The following is a 19797-nucleotide window of genomic DNA, read 5'->3' on the forward strand; positions in this document are numbered from 1 at the left end:
CGGGGGGGAAATCGCGCAGTGCGCGATTGGGGGGCAGACAGCCCCCCTGCGCCGATCACATCCCGCGCGCCGCGTTCAGCGCTTTGGGCAACGCGACCGCAAATGCATCCAGATCAGCATCCGTCCCGCAACTGACCCGGATACAGCGATTTTGCGGGGCCACAAAGGGCATCCGCACAAAGATTCCCTGCGCGATCAACGACTCCAAAACCACCTTGGCAAAGACACCATCCCGACCGCAGTCAATCGCCACGAAATTGGTGGCCGAGGGCAAGGGCACCAACCCGTTGTCCCGCGCAATCTGGTTGATCCGATCCCGAGCCGCTTCGATCAAACCCTGAACCTGTGCCAACCAAGCCCCATCCGCCAACGCGGCCAGCGCCCCGGCCTGCGCCGCGCGGTTCATCCCGAAATGATTGCGCAGCTTGTTGAAGGCCAAAATCAGTTCAGGCGCACCAATTGCATAGCCGACCCGTGCTCCGGCCATCCCGAAGACCTTGGAAAACGTGCGCATTCGGATCACGCGCGAGTCTTCCGCCGATACCGGCGCCGCCGTGCCTTCGGGCGCGCATTCGACATAGGCTTCATCCAGCACCAGCAGGCAACCCTCGGGCAGTGCCTCCATCGCGGTCACGATATCCTCCCCGCTGTGCCAACTGCCCATCGGGTTGTCCGGGTTGGCAAGATAAACCAGCTTGGCCCCAACCTCAGCGGCCTTGGCAAACAGGGCAGTTGGGTCCTCGTGGTCCTTGGCATAGGGCACCTTGTGCAAATCGCCCCCATAGCCCGCCACGTGGTAGTTGAACGTCGGATAGGCCCCATCCGAGGTCACAACCGCGTCGCCCGGACCTACAAGCAAACGCACGAGATAGCCCAGCAGCCCATCGATGCCTTCACCAACCACGATATTCTCGGCTGACACAGCATGATGGTCGGCCAGAGCAACGCGCAGATCGTGGTTTTCCGGATCTCCATACATCCAGATCTCGGCCGCTGCCTGTCGCATCGCCTCAATGGCGCGCGGCGAGGGGCCGAACACGCTTTCATTCGCGCCCAGCCGGGCCGTGAATGGCGCACCGCGCTGACGCTCCTGTGTTTCGGGACCGACAAAGGGCACGGTGGCAGGCAGGGATTGCGCAAGGGATGTATATCGTGGTCCGGTCATACGTGCAGATAAACGTAAGTCGCGCGGCTCGACAAGGCTCAGCCAAGGCCGGCCTTTGCCCTGACGTCGCAGTGGAACTCGGCCCGCCTTTCGGGGCATGCTGACAAAAACCAGAGTTGGGAGGCCCTGCATGGCGCGCGTATCCGTCGAATACAAAGACCACATTGCCCACGTAACGCTGACACGCGGCGACAAGATGAATGCGCTGGATGACGCGATGTTCAAGGCGATTGTGTCGGCCGGGCAGGACGTCGCGGCCTCGGACGCCCGCGCCGTTGTGCTGTCGGGTGAAGGCAAAAGCTTTTGCGCCGGGCTGGACATGGCCAGCATGGCGGGGCTGGCGCAGGCCGATCCGAACGAGATGCTGATGCCGCGCACGCATGAGGACGCCAACCCCTTGCAAGAGGTCGCGATGATCTGGCGGCGCGTGCCGGTGCCGGTGGTGTGCGCCATTCAGGGCGTGGCCTATGGCGGCGGGCTGCAAATCGCGCTGGGCGCGGATATCCGCATCGCCCACCCCGAGGCCAAGCTGGCCCTGATGGAGATGAAATGGGGCATCATCCCGGATATGGGCGGCATGGTTCTGCTGCCGAATCTTGTGCGCTCGGATGTGCTGCGCCTGCTGACCTACACCGCGCGCCCCATCGGCGCGGCACAGGCCGCCGAGTGGGGGCTGGTCACAAAACTCTCGGACGATCCGCTGACCGAGGCGCAGGCACTGGCCGAAGACATCGCGGGCAAAAGCCCCTCGGCCATCCGTGCGGCGAAACGGCTGATTGATGTGGCCGAGACCCGGCCCCGCGCCGACGTGCTGCTTGAGGAGTCCGCCGCGCAGGTGGAACTGATCGGCAAGCCGGATCAGATGGAGGTCGTGATGGCCCAGATGCAGGGCCGCAAGCCCGAGTTCAAATAGTCACCGCATGAAGGCCCGTCGCGCATCGCGGGCCATGTTGTATCGCATCTCAAGTTCGGCGATGCGGGCCATGGCGGCCTTGCGGGCCTCGGGGTCAGTCAGCGCGGCATAATCCTTGCGGGCGGCGTCCAGATTTTTCCGGATCTCGAATTCTTCGGGCAGCACACCGGCCTGCGCCATGATCCGGTGCCCGGCGGCAATGGCGGGATCGCCTTGCGCCTCGGCAGACCGGTCGGGCAGGGGTTTGCCTTCGCCCTCAAGCCCCTGCAACTGGCCCTCGGCCTGCGCCTTTTTGATCTGGCATTCGATCAGTTTTCCCAGCGGTCCAAACATGTCTTCACTGTACCTCAATCTCGGTCCCGGCAGCTAGCGGATTCGGTTTGTCGCCAGATAAGCGATGCCACCCGCCGCCAATCCCCAGACCGCGGCACCCAGCCCAAAGACCGTAATCCCCGAAGCGGTGATGGCAAAGGTAAGGATGGCCGCCTCGCGTTCGGCAGGCACTTCGAGCGCGGCAAAGGTTGCGTTCGCCATCACGCCGATCAGCGCAACTCCGGTCAGGGTTCCCATCAACAGCGGGTCGGCATGGGCAGCAAACCCGGTGATCGCCACAGCAAAAACGCCAAACAGGCAATAGAATACACCGGCCATGACCGCCGACCAATAGCGCTGGTCCCGGTCCGGGTGGCTGTCCTCGTTCGAGCACATCGCGGCGGTGATTGCGGCAAGGCAGGTGGCGGGGGCGCCGAACGGGGCCGACAGGATGCTGGCCCCTCCGACCGCCGAGAACAGCTTGCCCGCATCCGGCGTGTAACCAAAGCTGCGCATCACCGCGATGCCGGGGATATTCTGCGTGGCCATGGTGACGATGAACAGGGGGATGCCGATCCCGACCGCGGACGCCACCGAGAATGTGGGCATGGTCCAGACCGGCGCGGCCACCAGATGCTCGGGGCGGACGGGGCTGCCTCCGGCGTTCAGGACAACGACGATTGCCGCCGCGACCACGGCGGCGGGGACGGCGAACAGCCGGTTGAAACGGCCCGCAATGAACCAGGTCAGGATCACCGACAGGGCCTGCCACGGCAGTTCCACGGCGGCTTTGAAGGGAATGATGCACAGGGGCAGCAGCACCCCGCCCAGCATGGCCTGCGCCAGTGTCGTCGGTATCGCCGCCGCCAGCCGCCCCAGCGGTCGCCAGAGACCGGCCAGAACGGTCAGGGCCCCGGCGCACAGAAACGCGCCGACTGCCCCCGAAAAGCCAGCAGCAGGCGTGGCCGAGACCGCAAGCAGCGCCGCACCGGGCGTGGACCATGCCACACTGATCGGCTGCTTGTGCCAAAGGCTGAGGATGATGGCCGCCAACCCCATCGCAATCGCCGCCATCATCAGGCCGGATGCGGATTCAGCGCCCGATGCGCCCATCGCCGCAAGACCCTGCAACACAATCGGAAAAGAGCTGAAGAACCCGACCACCGCCACCACGAGGCCGGTCGAGATTGTCTGCACGGGGGGAAGCGGGTGCGCCATTGCTGCCTCGGGCTTGTTTGAGCAGATTGCTAACAATCGCGGGCTATCATGAGCAAGTGGAAAGCTGTGTCGCCCATAGAAAACCCCGCCAGACGGGTGGCGGGGTTCGGGATTTCCGTATTTGGAACGAGAAGAAGATCAGGCGATTTCGGCCAGACGGGCGAGCGCTTCGTTCAGTTTCGCTTCTTCCTCTTCGCGAGCGGCGAGGTTGGCTTTGGCTTCCGCGACAACCTCTTCCGGGGCCGAGGCCACGAATTTGGGGTTGTTCAGACGACCGCGCAGGCCACCCAGTTCCTTGGCCAGCTTGCCTTTGGCTTTTTCCAGCCGTTCCTTTTCCGCGCCGATGTCGATGATATCCGCCAGCGGCAGACCGAAGGAGGCTCCGGGCGCGGCGATGGAGATGGTGCCTTTGGGCAATTCGTACGCTTTGGTCAGGCTGTCGATCCGCGCCAGACGTTTGATCAACGTCTCGTTGCGGTCCCAAGCGGCTTGGCCGTTGGCGTCGATCTCGGTCACCAGCATCGGCACGTACAGACCCGCCGGAACCCGCATCTGCGCACGGGCCGAGCGGGTGTTTTCGATCACCGAGATCACCCAGTTCATCTCACGATCCGCATCGGCGTCGATCAGGTCGGCGGCGGCATAGGTCGGCCAGTCGGCGTGGACGACCATTTTCGCGCGGGTGCCGGTCAGGCCCCAGAGTTCTTCGGTGATGAAGGGCATGATCGGGTGCAACAGGACCATGCACTGATCCAGAACCCAGCGCATGGTAGCGCGGGTTTCGGCCTGTGCTTCGGTGTCGTCGCCTTGCAACAGGGGTTTCGAGAGTTCGACGTACCAGTCGCAGACCTTGCCCCAGACAAAGGAGTATAGCCCGTTGGCCGCGTCGTTGAAGCGATAGCTTTCCAGCGCCGCGTCGACTTCTTCGCACACGCGGGCGGTCTCGCCGATGATCCAGCGGTTCACGGCCGCCTTGGGTTTCAGGTCGGCGACATCCAGTTGTGGGACGGCGTCGGTAAAGACCTCGTTCATCTCGGCAAAGCGGACGGCGTTCCACAGTTTGGTGCCGAAGTTGCGATAGCCGGTGATGCGCTCACGGGACAGTTTCAGCACGCCGCCAATCGCCGCCATCGAGGCGTTGGTGAACCGCAGCGCGTCGGCGCCGAATTCGTCCACGATCTCCAGCGGGTCGATGACGTTGCCGGTGGTTTTGGACATCTTCTTGCCCTTCTCGTCGCGGACGAGCTGGTGCAGGTAGACGGTGTGGAACGGAATCTCGTTCACCACGGCCAGTTGCATCATCATCATCCGGGCGACCCAGAAGAACAGGATGTCGAAGCCGGTGATCAGAACATCCGTGGGGAAGTAGCGCTGCATATCCTCGGTCTGCTCGGGCCAGCCCAGCGTGCCAATGGGCCAGAGGCCGGAGGAGAACCATGTGTCGAGGACGTCCGGATCGCGCCAGAGACCAACCTCAGTTTGTAGACCCTGAGTTTGATCGCCAAATTGCTCGAACTCAGCCTCTGCTGACTTTGCAGATTCGGATTCGAAAAATCCGAGGTGCGTTTCAACTGTGTGGACCCGCAGGTCCAAGAGTTTCTCAGCTACCGGGCGATAGTATTCCCGAGCTTTACTTAAAGCCTCTTCGAAGTTCGCGCCGCAGAATGCAACGGGCTCTGAGAAATCTGGTTCCCATTGAGTATCACTGTATTTTGCGATACTCGGCCCATACCAAACCGGAATCTGATGCCCCCACCAAAGCTGGCGCGAGATGCACCAAGGCTCGATGTTTTCCAGCCAGTGGTAATAGGTCTTCTCGCCCGACTCGGGGATGATCTTGACCGTGCCGTCCTTCACCGCGTCCAGCGCGGGGCCGACGACCTTTTCGGCGTCCACGAACCACTGGTCGGTGAACATCGGCTCGATCACAACTTTCGAGCGGTCGCCGAAGGGCTGCATGATCGGTTTGCTTTCGACCAGCGGGACCAGCACTGCCGGGTCGTCATCCTCGCCCAGCTTGGTGCCCAGAACCGGATTGTCGGCGCGGGTCATGACGGCCAGACCGTCATTGGTGATTTCTTCGACGACCTTCGCGCGCGCCTCAAACCGATCCAGCCCGCGCAGGTGATCGGGCACGAGGTTGATCGCGTCGATCTCGTTCTCGGTGAACGCGCGCCCACGGGCGTATTCCTGCGCTTTGCCTGCCTCTTCGGCATAAGGCGCGCCATCGGCCCGCATCGCGCCTTTGGTATCCATCAGGCGGTACATCGGGATGCCGCCACGCTTGGCCACCATGTTGTCGTTGAAGTCATGCGCGCCGGTGATCTTTACCGCGCCCGAGCCGAAATCAGGATCGGGATAGTCATCGGTGATGATCGGGATCTGACGGCGATGCTCTTTCGGGCCAACCGGGATTTCACAGAGTTTTCCAACGATTGGCGCATACCGCTCATCTGACGGGTGAACCGCGACCGCACCGTCGCCTAGCATGGTTTCGGGGCGCGTGGTGGCGATCGAGATGTAATCGCGTTCTTCTTCGAGGATGACGTTCCCATCCTCATCCTTCTCGACATAGGTATAGGTTTCACCACCCGCCAGCGGGTATTTGAAGTGCCACATATGACCGGCGACTTCGATATTCTCGACCTCAAGGTCCGAGATTGCGGTCTCGAAATGCGGGTCCCAGTTGACCAGACGCTTGCCGCGATAGATCAGGCCCTTTTCGTACATATCGACGAAAACCTTGATGACCGCGTCGTGAAAATTCGGAGAATTTTCGTGCCCCGTGCGTGGGTCGCGCGGCGCGCCTGCCATGGTGAAGGCGTTGCGCGACCAGTCGCAGGAGGAACCCAGGCGCTTCAGCTGCTCGATGATCGTGCCGCCATATTCGCCTTTCCATTCCCAGACCTTGTCCAGAAACGCCTCACGCCCCAGTTCGCGGCGGCTTGGCTGTTGCTCGGCGGCCAGTTTCTTTTCCACCTGCATCTGGGTGGCGATGCCTGCGTGGTCCTGACCGGGCTGCCACAGCGTATCGAACCCGCGCATCCGATGCCAGCGGATCAGGATGTCCTGCAGCGTGTTGTTGAACGCGTGACCCACGTGCAAAGCCCCCGTCACGTTGGGCGGCGGGATCATGATGGTAAAGCTTTCGTCGCGCGATTTGTTCGCGCCTGCCTTGAAGGCTCCGGCCTGTTCCCAGGCCTTGTAAATGCGGGCCTCGGCCTCGGCCGCGTCGAATGTCTTTTCCATCGCCATGGGGTGCGTCCTGCGTCGTCAATCTCGGGTCAGCGCCTGCAATAGCGAATGGACGCGGGAAGGGGAAGGGCCTGCGCGCCTAGGTCATGCCAAAGCGGGCTTTGAAATAGGCATCGACGCGTTGATAGGCCGGTTCGTGGAAGTCGAGGGTCAGAAGCGAGTGGTCCTTGCCCGGATATTCCTTGGTTTCCAGCAGATCGCCAAAGGCCCGTTCCAACGCGTCCATCAGTTTTTTCGGGGCCAGCTTGTCGCCTTCGTATCGCATTGCCAGTCCGGGGCCTTTCGCCGTCATACCGGCCGAGGCTGCGGCGATGTCCTGCGCGCTCATATGCAGGTGCTTGCCGCCAAAAATGGGCAGGGCGGGCTGGCTGGCCACACCGCCCACCACGGCATCTTCGGCCATCAGCGTCAGGGCGAAGCTGCCACTAAGGCACATGCCGATGACACCGACTCCCGCGCTGTTTTCGCGCTGCTTGATCTCTTGCGTCAGGGCGCGCATCCATCCGGCGATGGGGCTTTGCTTGCCTCTTGCGAAGATGTTGAACTCTTTTCGCACGCAAAACAGCCGGGCGGCGTTCTTGGCCATTTCAATCTTGCCATAGGTGCCGAACAAATGCGGCAGGTAAACGCGGAACCCTGATGCGTTCAGCTTGGTTGCCAGATCCAGCGTTTCAGGCCCGATGCCCGGCAATTCCTGAAGGATAAGGATCGGAGGGCCGTTGCCGCCGACATAAACATCGTGCGTGGTGTTCTGCCCACCGGTCAGCGGGGCTGTGAATGGGAAAACGATGTCATGTGTCCAAGCCATGGCTTGCATGCTACCTGATTTCTGAAACGCAGCAACATTTGGGCGCACGGGTACCGAAAATCGCTGCTTTGGTGTGGGTTCGCAACGTGAGGCGCGTCACAGACCATGCGCTAACAATCTGCTACAAATTGTAACTCAGATAGCAATACCGCGAGCAGATCGGCTGCCCAAAAACTCATATCTGGGGTAGCTGCGACGCTCAGGTGATAGCTTTGGTCTGATATGTTGTGTTGTTTGTGTTTTGTTAATGGTTTCAGTGTCATGAAGATCATAACGCGTTTGAAATCTCTGGTTTGGGATGCTGTCGATCCGGCGGTGAGATTGGCCGTGATCCTTGGTGCCAATCGGCAACGGCTCACGCCTTCGTTCATGGCCTGTGCCTTGCCCCAGGCGTTTGGGATACCCATGATCAGGTTTGCCCCGGCGGTTGTGTTGGCGATACCTGTATCTTCGGGATCGGCGGCAGAGACCGGGGCAGCTAGGCAGGCGCACCGGTCGCTTGGAAGATACGGCCGGAGACGTGCCCAAGGCGTACAGGGTGCAGCGGGCTGAGATGTCCGCCACATCCCAAAACGAATAGGAAGTGCTGAAAGATGAATTTGTCGCGGTTGAGTAGGAGGGTTCTTGGATGGCTCGGACGGCCATTGCGATCCGAGCATTCCGCCGAGACGCCGCATCGCGAGCCGATCAGCCATGTCATCATTCTTGACGGTACCATGTCGACGCTGGAGCCGGGGTTTGAGACCCACGCCGGTCACACCTACCGTTTGTGCCGCGAGGCCGGAAGTCAGGTCTCGGTCTTCTACGAATCCGGTGTTCAGTGGGAAAACTGGAAATCTTCGCTGGACGTGATGATGGGGCGCGGCATCAACCGGCAGATCCGCCGGGCGTATGGGTATCTGGCGTCTCGGTACAAGCCGGGCGACCGGATCTATTTCATCGGCTATTCGCGGGGGGCTTATGGGGTGCGCAGTCTGGCCGGGGTGATCGACATGATCGGGTTGCTCAAGGCTGAACACGCAACCGAGCGCAATATCAAACAGGCCTACCGCCATTACGAGTGCAACCCCAGTGGCGCCGCGGCACGGGATTTTCGACAGCAGTTTTGCCATGACGAGATCGCTATCGAGATGATCGGCGTGTGGGACACGGTGAAAGCGCTGGGTCTACGCCTGCCGCTGCTGTGGCGCTGGGCCGAGGATCGGCATGCCTTTCACAACCATCATCTGGGTCGCGCCACCCGTCACGGCTATCACGCTATGGCGCTGGATGAAACCCGCGAAGTCTTTGAGCCCGTCTTGTGGAAATGCACGCCCGACTTTCAGGGCCATGTCGAGCAGGTCTGGTTTCGCGGCAGCCACGGCGATGTGGGCGGCCAGTTGAACGGGTTTGAGCAGGCGCGGCCGCTTAGCAATATCTCTCTGATCTGGATGCTGGATAAGGCCGAGATGCACGGTCTGCCGCTGCCCGAAGGGTGGCGCGACCGGTTCCCCACAAATGCCCATGCGCCGTCTGTTGGCACGTGGCGCGGGTGGGGCAAGATTTTCCTGCTGCGCAAGCATCGAAAAGTGGGGAAGGATCGGTCGGAACGGCTGCATGTCTCGGTCGCACCGGATGAGTTGCCGCGCTGGGTGCCGATGCCGGATTTCCCGTCACATCCGGCGCAGTAACCTTCGGTTTAATCGAACAGTGCCGAGGGGTGTTGGGACCGAAACGCTTCGAACGCCGCCTGAATGTCCTGTTCAAGGTTCCGTGTCAAAGAAAGGTCGGGCAGGCTGTCCCTCGGGAAAAACGCCACGTCGCTTGTCTCGGGTCCCGGTTTCGGTGTGGCCGCTACCACCTCATCACACAGAAAGAACAGCTTGTAGAAATCCCGAATGTCAGCCGGGTACGGGTGCCGTGCCTTGTGCCGAAGCGCATAAAGGTGCCGTGCACGAACGCGCAATCCGGCCTCTTCCCAAACTTCACGCTCGATGTTTTCCGCCGGAGAGCTTCCAATATCCGCAAATCCGCCCGGCATCGCCCATGTTCCGTCACTGCGCTCGCGCACCAGCAGGATGTGGCCGTCGCGGATCACGGCCCCTCGAATGTCGATGCTGGGCGTGGCGTAGCCGCCCGCATGTTCGGATACCAAAGCGTCGAGTTCCGACAGAGGGATGCGCCCCAGATCGGCCAGCATAGCGCGGGCCATGTCGGCAATCTCGTCATAGCGTTCGCGGTCGAACGGGTCTTTGGTGAAATGTTGGCCGGTTTCGGCCAGAGCCAGCAGTCTTTTTGCCCGGGTGAGCCAGGTATCCTCCATCGCGGTCGGATCCTGGCGCATCGGATTTAGCGGCGACGGTCCCGGCGCGAGCTCATGGGCTGGAAGGCCACACCCACATGTGCCTCGCAATAGGGTTTGCCAGCCTCAACGGGCAGGCCGCAGAACCAGAAATCATCGGTCGCGGGGTCACCGACGGGCCATTTGCAGGTCTTCTCGGTCAACTCCATCAGCGTCAGCTTCTTGGCCTTCTTCTCAACCTCGTTGACCTTAGCCAGCGCCTCGGGGCTGATTTCGTTGGCCGAGGGCTGCGGCGGCAATGGCTGACCGGCAGGGATGATCTGACGACGGGCCGGGACCGCTGGTTTGGCTTCTGCCGCCGGGGCAGGGGCCGGGCGCGCCGGTTCGGTTTTGGGCGCAGGCTTGGGCTTGGCCTCGGCCTTGGGTGCGGGCGCGGGTTTTTCCTTGGGTTCGGATTTCGCCGGGCTGGCGCCGGTTGCCCGGTTCGACAGGCCCAGACGATGCACCTTGCCGATCACCGCGTTGCGCGTCACGCCACCCAGTTCCTTGGCGATCTGACTGGCCGACTGGCCCTCGCCCCACATCTTTTTCAGCAGTTCTACGCGCTCGTCGGTCCAGGACATGGGTTGCCTTTCAAAAAACGGGAAAGCGGCCCCGGATTCGGGCCGCCTTGGGAATTCGTGTCAGCCCCCTATTCTAATCACTGCGCCCCGAGTTACAAGCAGTCTTCGAATCGGATTGAGGTCAGATGATGCAGAGCCCCGCAGAGCAGAGTGAACCACGGTTTGGTCCGTTCAACTGGATGGGTCTTTATACGCTGGCGCAACGCGAAACGCTGCGCTTTCTGGCGGTCTGGACACAAACCTTGCTGGCCCCGTTGGTGACCGCCGGTCTGTTTCTGCTGATCTTCAACATCGCCATCGGCCCCAGCCGGTCGGACGTCATGGGTGTGCCGTTTCTGACCTTTCTGGCCCCGGGCATCATGATGATGACGGTGATCCAGAATGCATTTGCCAATACGTCCTCGTCGATGGTGATCTCGAAGGTACAGGGTAACATCGTCGATACACTGATGCCGCCGCTCTCTCCTTTGGAGATCCTTCTGGGCTATCTGGCAGGCGGTATCGCGCGCGGCGTGCTGATCGCCTGTGTCGTTGCGGCTGCGCTGGCTTTGGTGTTGGGGATCGTGCCGCAACACCCGCTGGTCGCGTTGATCTTTGTTATCATGGGCGGCGCATTCATGGGGGCCCTGGGGCTTTTGGCCGGGATATTCGCCAACAAGTTCGACCAGATGGCGGCGATCACGAACTTCATTGTGACCCCGCTGGCGTTCTTGTCGGGCACGTTCTACTCGGTCGAGGCGCTGCCGCCGCTTCTGAACCGGATCAGCCATGTAAACCCGGTGTTCTATCTGATCGACGGGTTGCGATACGGCATGATCGGAGTCTCGGACAGCGCACCTGTTTTGGGGTTTGCGGTGTGTGGGTTGGCCACGTTGATCGTCTGTTGCGCCACCTGGCAGATGCTGCGCACCGGTTACCGGCTCAAGGCCTGACGCTGCCGCGTTTCACGCCAGACCAGGATTAGTGCTCCGGTCAGGATGACCGAGGATCCGATGACGCTGACGACATCGGGGATCACTTCGAAGATCGCGAAATCGTAAAGCGCAGCAAAGATCAGCGTTGCATAGCTGATCGGGGCGACAAATGACGCATCCGCCCGCGCCATTCCGTTGACGAAACACGCCTGCGCGCAGGCCATCAACCCTCCGATACCAGCCAGCGCGGCCCATTGGGCAGGGGTTGGAGGCTGCCACACGGCGATCACGGCGACCGTTGCAATGGCCAGCCCCATCGAGTTGTTCACCAGCAGAATCTGGATCGGAATTTCCCGGCCCGCCAGCTTTTTGATAAAGATCAGCTCCATCCCGATCACCGCCGCCGCCGTCAGCGCCAGCAACGCAGCGGGCTGAAAGCTTGCAGGCGTCGGGCGCAGCAGAATAAGCGCCCCGGTCAGGGCCACCGCAGCGGCCAGCCAGCGCCAAGGCCCAACACCTTCCTTCAACAGCGGGATGGCCAGCACCATCGCAAAGACGGGGTTGAGGAAAGAGATCGCGGTGGCATCCGCTATTGGGATGTAAGCGACCGAAGCAAACATCAGCGTGATCCCCAACCAGCCAAAACTGGTGCGACCAATGTGCAAACCCCAATGCGGCCGCCGAAGCCTGGGACGCAGCACGGCGACAGCGCTGATGATCACCAGAAACGCGAACAGAAACCGCCCATGGCTGATTTGCATCGGGTGCAAGGGCGGGCCCAGAGTGTCAGTGCCCAACGCCTTGGCCAACAGCGTCGTGGCGGCGATCAGGGCGCTTGCGACAAAGATCAGCAAAGCCGCAAGCGGTGGGTTCTGGGGCGCGGGTGTCATGTCCAAGCGGTGCGTTACATCCGGGGAAATGGCAAGTGGGAAAACCCGCGCCTTATGCCTTTCGGGTATCAGCGCAGATTCGGGGTTTTCAGATCCGACACATCCCGCTATACGACCGGCCATGATCAAAACAGCACATATCCTGCGCCTCCGACGCCGACGCCGCACAGCGTAACCGGCCCGTTTGATCCAATTGCGCGCTGTAAATCCGCGCAAACCCCACCAAATCAGTTGACGACCATGGCCCTTGTGTATCAACCACAGGGCTTAACCTACCCGAAAAGGATGATCCGATGATCCCGTCCGTTCTGCCGACCTATAACCGCGCGCCCCTGACTTTTGTGAAGGGTGAAGGCGCCTGGCTGACCGAGGCGGATGGCCGACGTTTTCTGGATCTCGGCGCCGGGATCGCGGTAAACGCGCTGGGCCACGCGCATCCGGTTTTGGTCAACGCCCTGACCGAGCAGGCACAGGCGCTATGGCATGTCTCGAACCTCTATCACATCCCGCAGCAACAAGCGCTGGCTGACAAACTGGTCGAGCACAGCTTTGCCGACACGGTTTTCTTCACAAATTCCGGGACCGAGGCCTGCGAACTGGCCGTGAAAATGGCCCGCAAGTATTTCTATGACAAAGGCCAGCCGGACCGGGTCGAAATTATTACCTTCGATGGCTCTTTCCACGGTCGCTCCTCGGCCGGGATCGCGGCGGCGGGGTCCGAGAAGATGACAAAGGGCTTTGGCCCGCTGTTGCCCGGCTTTGTCCACCTGACCTTCGGTGATCTGGATGGCGTGACCGATGCAATCACCGAAAAGACAGCCGCAATCATGATCGAGCCGGTTCAGGGCGAGGGCGGTATCCGCCCGGTTCCCGACGCGGAACTCAAAGCCCTGCGTCAGATCTGCGACGAACACGGGCCTCTGCTGATCCTGGACGAGGTCCAATGCGGCGTCGGGCGCACCGGCAAACTCTTCGCCCATGAATGGGCGGGGATCACGCCCGATATCATGATGGTTGCCAAAGGCATCGGTGGCGGCTTCCCGTTGGGCGCGGTGCTGGCCACGGAAGAGGCCGCCAGCGGCATGACCGCAGGCACTCATGGCTCGACCTATGGCGGCAACCCGCTGGGTTGCGCCGTCGGATGCGCGGTGATCGATCACGTCGCAACCCCTGAATTCCTGGAAGGCGTTAACCGTAAGGCGGGCCTGCTGCGCCAGAAACTCGAAGGTCTGATCGCCGATCATCCGGACGTCTTTGAAGAGGTCCGCGGTTCCGGCCTGATGCTGGGCTTGAAATGCAAGGCGACCAATCTGGACGTGGTGAATGCAGGCTACGACAATCAGGTTATCACCGTGCCTGCCGCCGATAACGTGATCCGCCTGCTGCCGCCTCTGACACTGACCGAAGACGACATCGCGCAGGCTGTCATCCGCCTGGACAAAGCCGCCGCGCAAGTCGAAGGCCAACTTGCCACTGCCTGATCTTCATCTTTTCCCAAATACTCCGGGGGTGTGGGGGCTGGCCCCCACCTGCCGATCAGCCAAAAGCGAAACGATATGAACCATTTCCTTGATATCCACATGACCGATCAGGGTGACCTGCGGGCCATGATCAATCAGGCCGCAGCAATGAAACAGGCCCGTCTGGGCCGCCCCAAGGCAGCACTGGACGACGAACAACCGCTCAAGGACCGCATGGTCGCCCTGATCTTCGAAAAACCGTCGACCCGGACGCGCGTGTCCTTTGATGTAGGTGTCCGGCAGATGGGCGGGCAGACCATGGTGCTGTCGGGCAAGGATATGCAGCTGGGCCATGGCGAAACCATCGCCGACACCGCCCGCGTCCTGTCGCGCTATGTCGACATGATCATGATCAGGACATTCGACGAAACGATCCTGACGGAAATGGCCGAATACTCGGATGTGCCCGTAATAAACGGTCTGACCGACCGTACCCATCCCTGCCAGATCATGGCCGACGTGTTGACGTTTGAGGAACATCGCGGCCCAATCAAAGGCAAAAAGGTGGTCTGGACCGGGGACGGCAACAATGTCTGCGCCTCGTTCCTGCACGCTGCCGGTCAGTTCGGGTTTGACCTGACCTTCACTGGCCCCGCGCAGTTCGATCCCGAGCAAGAGTTCATGGGGTTCGCCCGCCAGAAAGGCTCGAAGATCGTGGTGGAACGGGACCCGTACAAAGCGGTAGAAGGCGCGGATCTGATCGTTGCCGATACATGGGTGTCGATGCACGATTCCCAATCGGCCAAGGAACGCCGCCACAACCTGCTGCGCCCCTATCAGGTCAATGCCGAGCTTATGTCGCACGCCAAGCCCGGCGCGTTGTTCATGCACTGCCTGCCCGCGCATCGGGAAGAAGAGGTCACGTCCGAGGTGATGGACGGCCCGAACTCGGTCATTTTTGACGAGGCTGAAAATCGCCTGCATGCGCAGAAGTCGATCATGCGGTGGTGCCTCGGCGTTTAGGCCCGCCGCCTGACATCCCACACCCGCAATTTGGTGAGCGCCCGGGCGCTCGCCAGGACCACCAGAACGCACAAAGCGGTCTTGGACATGATCTCCATCGTGCCTTCGATCAGCATGGCGTGGATCACGCTGCCCAGAATGGTAATCATCGCCAGCCCCGCATGACCCAACCGCCATAGGCGAAACCGCAGGTTCAGGCGCGCCCGGCAGATGCCCAGAACAGCGGCCCCAAATGCGGTCCACATCGCAATCACGCCCCATGCCGAAAACGGAGTTGGCGATGTAAAGAGAAGGGCATCCACGACATCCGGCGGGCTTGTGATCCACAATCCACCCACGTGGATCAGGATGGCCAAGATCAGTATTATTCCAATCGCACGATGCAAGCGCCGGCTGGTCACGGGCGACGGTCCCGGCAGGTCCTTGGCTGCCAGAAGCGGCTGTAGCAACAAAAGACCCATGCTCAGAACGCCTGCGAACCCGGCGGTAATGTAGATGGGGTCACGCCATTGCAAATACGGGCTGGACGCCGCTGCAATCAGCGGAATAAGCAAGGCAACCGTCAGCGCCCCCCAGATTGCCAAGTTGCGGATCACGCGTCAGACGGGTTTTAGGACGAAATGCGCCGCCAGGGTTTTGTCCCTTGAACTGGACATGACCGGGCGCAGGAACACGGTTTCGAAGTCGCCACTGTCATAGGCCAGATGCCCGTGTGGCTGGCCAAAGGCGGGCACGATCTGCGGCATTTCCAGCCGGAATTCACCATTGGCGTCGGTCAGGGTTGCCCCATGGCTGTGCGGATCGCGCTCGTGCCCTTCGGTGGTATGTGCCCAGATCTGGATGCGTTGACCGGGCAGGGGTGCCCCGTCACCAGCGCGCCGCACGGTTCCGGTCATCCAGAACCCGCCGCCGCCAATCCGTTCGACGATCGGCGCGCCGGGGCGGTAATTGTTCGACCCGCCCCGCATCGATGGCGTGGGGGCAAGACCTGCTGCACGCGCGGATTTTGGGCGTAGGGCTACAACGCCGACCGCAGCTGCTGTACCCGTTGCAATAAGGGTTCGACGTGTCATCAGTATACGGGTCATGAATAACGCTCCTATCGATCCTGCGGCGACCTTGTGTGATCCAACCATTCAGGCGCAATCGATGGCTAAACATAGCACACCCAAGCTGGATTCCGAGTTTCTACCCTTTAGTATTCGGCAGGATTCCCCTCACGCCTGTGTGAGTGGTTGGGCCGAGGCGGCCGCTTCGGCATCGGCTTGCACGGGCACTGTGCGCTCGTGCGCTTTCCCTACTTGTTTTGCGGTATATATTTGCACTCATGAACACAATGCGGTGCAGTGGCCGCTTCTTGAGGGAGAAGAGAAATGAGTTGGAATCCGACCCACAATCCCGAATGCGTGTCCGAAAACCCGGCGCTGGATACTTTGATCATCCCGCGTGCGCGCGATTTGGGCGGGTTCGAGGTGCGTCGCGCCCTGCCATCGGTTCAGCGACAGCTTGTCGGCCCTTTTATCTTCTTCGACCAGATGGGCCCGGCGGAATTCATCACCGAAGGCGGCATCGACGTGCGACCGCATCCGCATATCGGTCTGGGCACCGTTACCTACCTGTATAAGGGCGAGTTCGAACACCGCGACAGCCTTGGCACGCATCAGATGATCTACCCCGGCGAGGTCAACTGGATGGTCGCCGGGCGCGGGGTGACACATTCCGAGCGCACAAGCGACGAAACGCGCGGCAAAAGAAACAGCCTGTTTGGTATTCAGACCTGGATCGCGCTGCCGGAACAGCATGAGGATATGGCCCCGGATTTCGAACATCACAAACAGGGTGCGCTGCCTTATATTCAAGATACCGGCGTCACCGCGCGGCTGATCCTTGGCTCGGCCTACGGCGAAACAAGCCCGGTGACCATGATGTCCGAGACCTTCTATCTGGATGTCCAGCTTGATCCCGGCGCGTCCTTCCCTCTGCCCGACGACCACGAGGACCGCGGCGTCTATGTCACCGAAGGTTCGGTTGAGATCGCGGGCGATACGTTCGAAGCCGGGCGCATGATGGTCTTTCGCCCCGGCGACAAGCTGTCCGTCAAGGCAGGGCCTTTGGGCGCGCGGCTGATGCTTCTGGGTGGCGCGACTTTGAACGAAGATCGCTATATCTGGTGGAATTTCGTCTCGTCTTCGAAGGAAAAGATCGAAACAGCGACGCGGGAATGGAAGACGGCTGATTGGGCCAACGGCGCCTTTCACCTGCCGCCCGGTGACGATCAGGAATTCATTTCGATTTCCGAGGATCTGGAACGCACCAAGCCTCGGCTCGCGCGTCGAACGTGACGTCATACGGCGGCAGGGTTGTTCTGCCCCTGTAACGCTGTGATCCTTCCCTGAAGGAGGGATCGCCATGAAAATTGTCGTCGCAGGCGCTGGTAGCATCGGGTGCTATTGCGGGGCTTTGCTTGCCGCCTCGGGGCATGAGGTCACCTTGCTGGGGCGCGCGCGCGTATTGGACCCGGTCCGGAAAGATGGTCTGACAGTCACCGATTTCACCGGGCTGCGCCGCACAGTGTCGGCTGAGGCCCTTGTGTTGAGTGAAGACCCCGCCTGTCTGGGCGAGGCCGACCTTGTCATCGTGACCGTGAAATCCGGGGCCACGTCCCAAATGGCCGAATTGATTGCGTCCAACGCTGCACAAAACATCCCCGTCTTGTCCTGGCAAAACGGGATGGAGAACGCTCGCGTCCTGAAAGACATCCTGCCCGGTTATGACGTTCGCGCCGGGATGGTGCCCTTCAACGTGGTGCCGACCGATCCGGGGACCTATCACCGGGCAACCTCGGGCGACATTGTTATCGAAGACGGCCCCGGCGGTTTGGCGGCGCGGCTGAGCAGCCCGGACCTGCCCGTCTCGGAAAGCGACCGGATCGAGGCGGTTCAGTGGGGCAAACTGGTTATCAACCTCAACAACGCCCTGAATGCGCTGTCAGGTTTGACGCTGGTGGATCAATTGACGGATCGTAACTGGCGGTGTCTGATGGCCGACCAGATGGCCGAGGCTTTGACCGTTCTGAAAGCGGCGGGCCAGCCGGTTGCCTCGACCACCCCGCTGCCTGCCGGGATGACGCCGCACATTCTGCGCCTGCCGACGCCTCTGTTCACCCGCATCGCGTCAAAAATGCTGACCATCGATCCGGCGGCGCGAACCTCGATGGCCTATGACCTGATGGAGGGTCGGCCGACGGAAATCGACTCGCTGCAGGGTGAGATCATGCGTCTGGGTCAGAAAACCGGGGTGCCGACACCGATTTGCACGCGCGTTTCAGACCTGATCCTGCAACGGCCTTCGACCCGGCTGACACCGGATCAAATCCGGCCCTGACGGCTCTGGCCTCACGCGAAGGCTGTCAGGACCCAGAAGATCAATGCTGACATGGTCGCCGCTGCCGGTACGGTGACGACCCACGCGGCAACAATGGTCATGAAATGCGACCGCCGCACCAGCTTGCGCCTTTGGTGTTCTTCGCGCGCCAGTCGCTTTTCGCTGGGGCGTTGCAGGTTCGACTGTTTCCAGCGCCGGTCCGAGTGCCATTCGCGATAGAACCCAACACCGAACACGGCCCCCACCGCGATGTGGGTCGAACTGACCGGCAAGCCCAGCCAGCTTGCAACGATAACCGTGATCGCGGCAGACAGGGCCACGCAAAACGCGCGCATCGGGTTCAGTTTGGTGATTTGGCTGCCAACCATCCGGATCAGTTTCGGGCCGAACAGGAACAGACCAAAGGAAATCCCGAACGCGCCGATGACCATGACCCAGATCGGGATAGAGACCTTGGCGGCGAAATCACCGAACTCTGCCGCATGTACGATCGCGGCCAAGGGGCCAACGGCGTTGGCCACGTCATTTGCCCCATGCGCGAAGCTCAGAAACGTGGCAGAGATCACCAGCGGCAGGCCGAACAGTGTTTTAAGCGACCGCGTGCGGTTCTCAAGCCCTTCGGATTTTCGTTTGACCCATGGCACGGTGACCGACCACGCCAGCGCACCAGTGGCCAAGCCGATCAGCAGGGCGGTCTCGGGTTCGATCTTGACGATCCGTTTCAGGCCCTTGACGGCCAGATAGGTGGCAAACGCACCGGCCATCAGCGCCACAAGGATGGGCACCCAGCGGCGGGCGGCGGCGATCTTGTCGTCTTGGTATTGGATTTTGGCCTTGATCAGCGCCAGAAAGGCGGCTGCGATCAACCCGCCCAGAACCGGAGAGATCACCCAGCTTGCGGCAATCGCGCTCATGGTGCTCCAGTTCACGGCGCTCATCCCTGCGGCTGCGATACCGGCGCCCATCACCCCGCCGACAACCGAATGGGTGGTCGAAACCGGCGCACCGACCCATGTGGCCAGATTGACCCACATCGCAGATGAGATCAGCGCGGCCATCATGGCCCAGATAAAGACATTGCTGTTTTGCACCGACATCGGGTCGATGATGCCCTTGGATATGGTCGAGACCACATCGCCCCCTGCCAGCAGCGCGCCAGCGCTTTCGGCGATAGCGGCGATGGCAATTGCTCCGCCCATGGTCAGCGCGTTGGCCCCGACCGCAGGCCCCATGTTGTTGGCCACGTCGTTTGCGCCGATATTGATCGCCATATACGCGCCAAAGGCTGCCGCAGCGACGACGATCAGGCCCCCGTCGAAGCGCCCGAAAAAGACTGCGGCTGTCAGTCCGGCCAATGCCATGAAGGCCAATGCCAGACCGGGTCCCAGCAGCGGGCGCGCGACATGAGAGTTCGCGGTTTCGACGCGCGAAATACGGTGGAGGTCAGTGTCCAGCGACTGCCAGCGGGCTTTGGATTGTGTATTCGACATTGGCTCGATCAGATCATCTATGCAATCACAGGCCGCTATCGGTTTACGGACAGCAGGGCAA

The 19797-nt window shown here is 61.3% G+C and carries 19 protein-coding genes; 7 read left to right on the forward strand and 12 right to left on the reverse strand.

Going from position 1 to position 19797, the window contains the following annotated elements; translation table 11 throughout:
- Positions 1-55 precede the first annotated feature (55 nt).
- Positions 56-1165, reverse strand: a complete 1110-nt coding sequence (locus tag ACR0E6_RS01025) for a pyridoxal phosphate-dependent aminotransferase (RefSeq protein ID WP_480580315.1) — start codon at positions 1163-1165, stop codon at positions 56-58.
- Positions 1166-1295: 130 nt separating this feature from the next.
- On the opposite strand from ACR0E6_RS01025, the gene ACR0E6_RS01030 reads away from it, so the two are divergent.
- Entirely contained in the window at positions 1296-2078 is a 783-nt protein-coding gene (locus tag ACR0E6_RS01030) for a crotonase/enoyl-CoA hydratase family protein (RefSeq protein WP_170623700.1), read from the forward strand.
- On the opposite strand, the gene ACR0E6_RS01035 is transcribed toward ACR0E6_RS01030, so the two are convergent.
- The 5 genes from ACR0E6_RS01035 to ACR0E6_RS01055 form a co-directional block, all read right to left on the reverse strand.
- A complete protein-coding gene (locus ACR0E6_RS01035) occupies positions 2079-2411 on the reverse strand; it encodes a DnaJ family domain-containing protein (RefSeq protein ID WP_480580318.1) in 333 nt (110 codons plus the stop codon). It abuts the gene before it with no gap.
- A 33-nt stretch (positions 2412-2444) separates the two neighbouring features.
- Positions 2445-3608, reverse strand: a complete 1164-nt coding sequence (locus ACR0E6_RS01040; RefSeq protein WP_480580321.1) for a benzoate/H(+) symporter BenE family transporter — start codon at positions 3606-3608, stop codon at positions 2445-2447.
- A 138-nt stretch (positions 3609-3746) separates the two neighbouring features.
- Positions 3747-6863: a valine--tRNA ligase gene (locus ACR0E6_RS01045; protein ID WP_480580324.1), complete on the reverse strand. Its 3117-nt coding sequence runs from the start codon at positions 6861-6863 to the stop codon at positions 3747-3749.
- Between the two features lie 79 nt (positions 6864-6942).
- Positions 6943-7671, reverse strand: a complete 729-nt coding sequence (locus tag ACR0E6_RS01050; RefSeq protein WP_480580327.1) for a dienelactone hydrolase family protein — start codon at positions 7669-7671, stop codon at positions 6943-6945.
- A 110-nt stretch (positions 7672-7781) separates the two neighbouring features.
- On the reverse strand, positions 7782-8078 hold the full coding sequence (locus tag ACR0E6_RS01055; protein ID WP_480580330.1) for a hypothetical protein: 297 nt from the start codon (positions 8076-8078) through the stop codon (positions 7782-7784).
- 186 nt (positions 8079-8264) lie between these two features.
- Between ACR0E6_RS01055 and ACR0E6_RS01060 the strand changes: the two genes are divergently transcribed.
- Positions 8265-9341: a T6SS phospholipase effector Tle1-like catalytic domain-containing protein gene (locus ACR0E6_RS01060; RefSeq protein ID WP_170454161.1), complete on the forward strand. Its 1077-nt coding sequence runs from the start codon at positions 8265-8267 to the stop codon at positions 9339-9341.
- 8 nt (positions 9342-9349) lie between these two features.
- Here the strand turns inward: ACR0E6_RS01060 and ACR0E6_RS01065 are convergent, their stop codons facing one another.
- Together ACR0E6_RS01065 and ACR0E6_RS01070 are read right to left on the reverse strand one after the other, a co-directional pair.
- A complete protein-coding gene (locus ACR0E6_RS01065) occupies positions 9350-9973 on the reverse strand; it encodes an NUDIX hydrolase (RefSeq protein ID WP_480580333.1) in 624 nt (207 codons plus the stop codon).
- A gap of 26 nt (positions 9974-9999) precedes the next feature.
- A complete protein-coding gene (locus tag ACR0E6_RS01070; protein ID WP_170454159.1) occupies positions 10000-10575 on the reverse strand; it encodes a GcrA family cell cycle regulator in 576 nt (191 codons plus the stop codon).
- Between the two features lie 128 nt (positions 10576-10703).
- Between ACR0E6_RS01070 and ACR0E6_RS01075 the strand changes: the two genes are divergently transcribed.
- Complete coding sequence (locus tag ACR0E6_RS01075) at positions 10704-11507, forward strand: ABC transporter permease (protein ID WP_170737033.1); 804 nt, start codon at positions 10704-10706, stop codon at positions 11505-11507.
- On the opposite strand, the gene ACR0E6_RS01080 is transcribed toward ACR0E6_RS01075, so the two are convergent.
- Entirely contained in the window at positions 11489-12379 is an 891-nt protein-coding gene (locus tag ACR0E6_RS01080; protein WP_480580336.1) for a DMT family transporter, read from the reverse strand. The two genes, ACR0E6_RS01075 and ACR0E6_RS01080, sit on opposite strands and share 19 nt — an antisense overlap.
- Positions 12380-12672: 293 nt before the next feature.
- Between ACR0E6_RS01080 and ACR0E6_RS01085 the strand changes: the two genes are divergently transcribed.
- The gene (locus tag ACR0E6_RS01085) at positions 12673-13860 is read left to right on the forward strand and encodes an acetylornithine transaminase (RefSeq protein ID WP_480580339.1); all 1188 of its coding nucleotides are present in this window, start codon (positions 12673-12675) and stop codon (positions 13858-13860) included.
- Positions 13861-13935: 75 nt separating this feature from the next.
- A complete protein-coding gene (argF, locus tag ACR0E6_RS01090; RefSeq protein WP_480580342.1) occupies positions 13936-14862 on the forward strand; it encodes an ornithine carbamoyltransferase in 927 nt (308 codons plus the stop codon).
- On the opposite strand, the gene ACR0E6_RS01095 is transcribed toward argF, so the two are convergent.
- The gene (locus tag ACR0E6_RS01095; RefSeq protein WP_480580345.1) at positions 14859-15446 is read right to left on the reverse strand and encodes a ferric reductase-like transmembrane domain-containing protein; all 588 of its coding nucleotides are present in this window, start codon (positions 15444-15446) and stop codon (positions 14859-14861) included. The genes argF and ACR0E6_RS01095 overlap by 4 nt on opposite strands.
- A gap of 15 nt (positions 15447-15461) precedes the next feature.
- Complete coding sequence (locus tag ACR0E6_RS01100; RefSeq protein ID WP_480580348.1) at positions 15462-15950, reverse strand: twin-arginine translocation pathway signal; 489 nt, start codon at positions 15948-15950, stop codon at positions 15462-15464.
- Between the two features lie 285 nt (positions 15951-16235).
- Between ACR0E6_RS01100 and ACR0E6_RS01105 the strand changes: the two genes are divergently transcribed.
- Together ACR0E6_RS01105 and ACR0E6_RS01110 are read left to right on the forward strand one after the other, a co-directional pair.
- Complete coding sequence (locus ACR0E6_RS01105) at positions 16236-17204, forward strand: pirin family protein (RefSeq protein ID WP_480580351.1); 969 nt, start codon at positions 16236-16238, stop codon at positions 17202-17204.
- Between the two features lie 67 nt (positions 17205-17271).
- Entirely contained in the window at positions 17272-18246 is a 975-nt protein-coding gene (locus ACR0E6_RS01110; protein WP_480580354.1) for a 2-dehydropantoate 2-reductase, read from the forward strand.
- An 11-nt stretch (positions 18247-18257) separates the two neighbouring features.
- Here the strand turns inward: ACR0E6_RS01110 and ACR0E6_RS01115 are convergent, their stop codons facing one another.
- Positions 18258-19736, reverse strand: coding sequence for an inorganic phosphate transporter (locus tag ACR0E6_RS01115; RefSeq protein WP_480580357.1), 1479 nt, complete (start codon positions 19734-19736; stop codon positions 18258-18260).
- Positions 19737-19797 lie beyond the last annotated feature (61 nt).

It is taken from the genome of Ruegeria sp. AP12, from assembly GCF_056540025.1.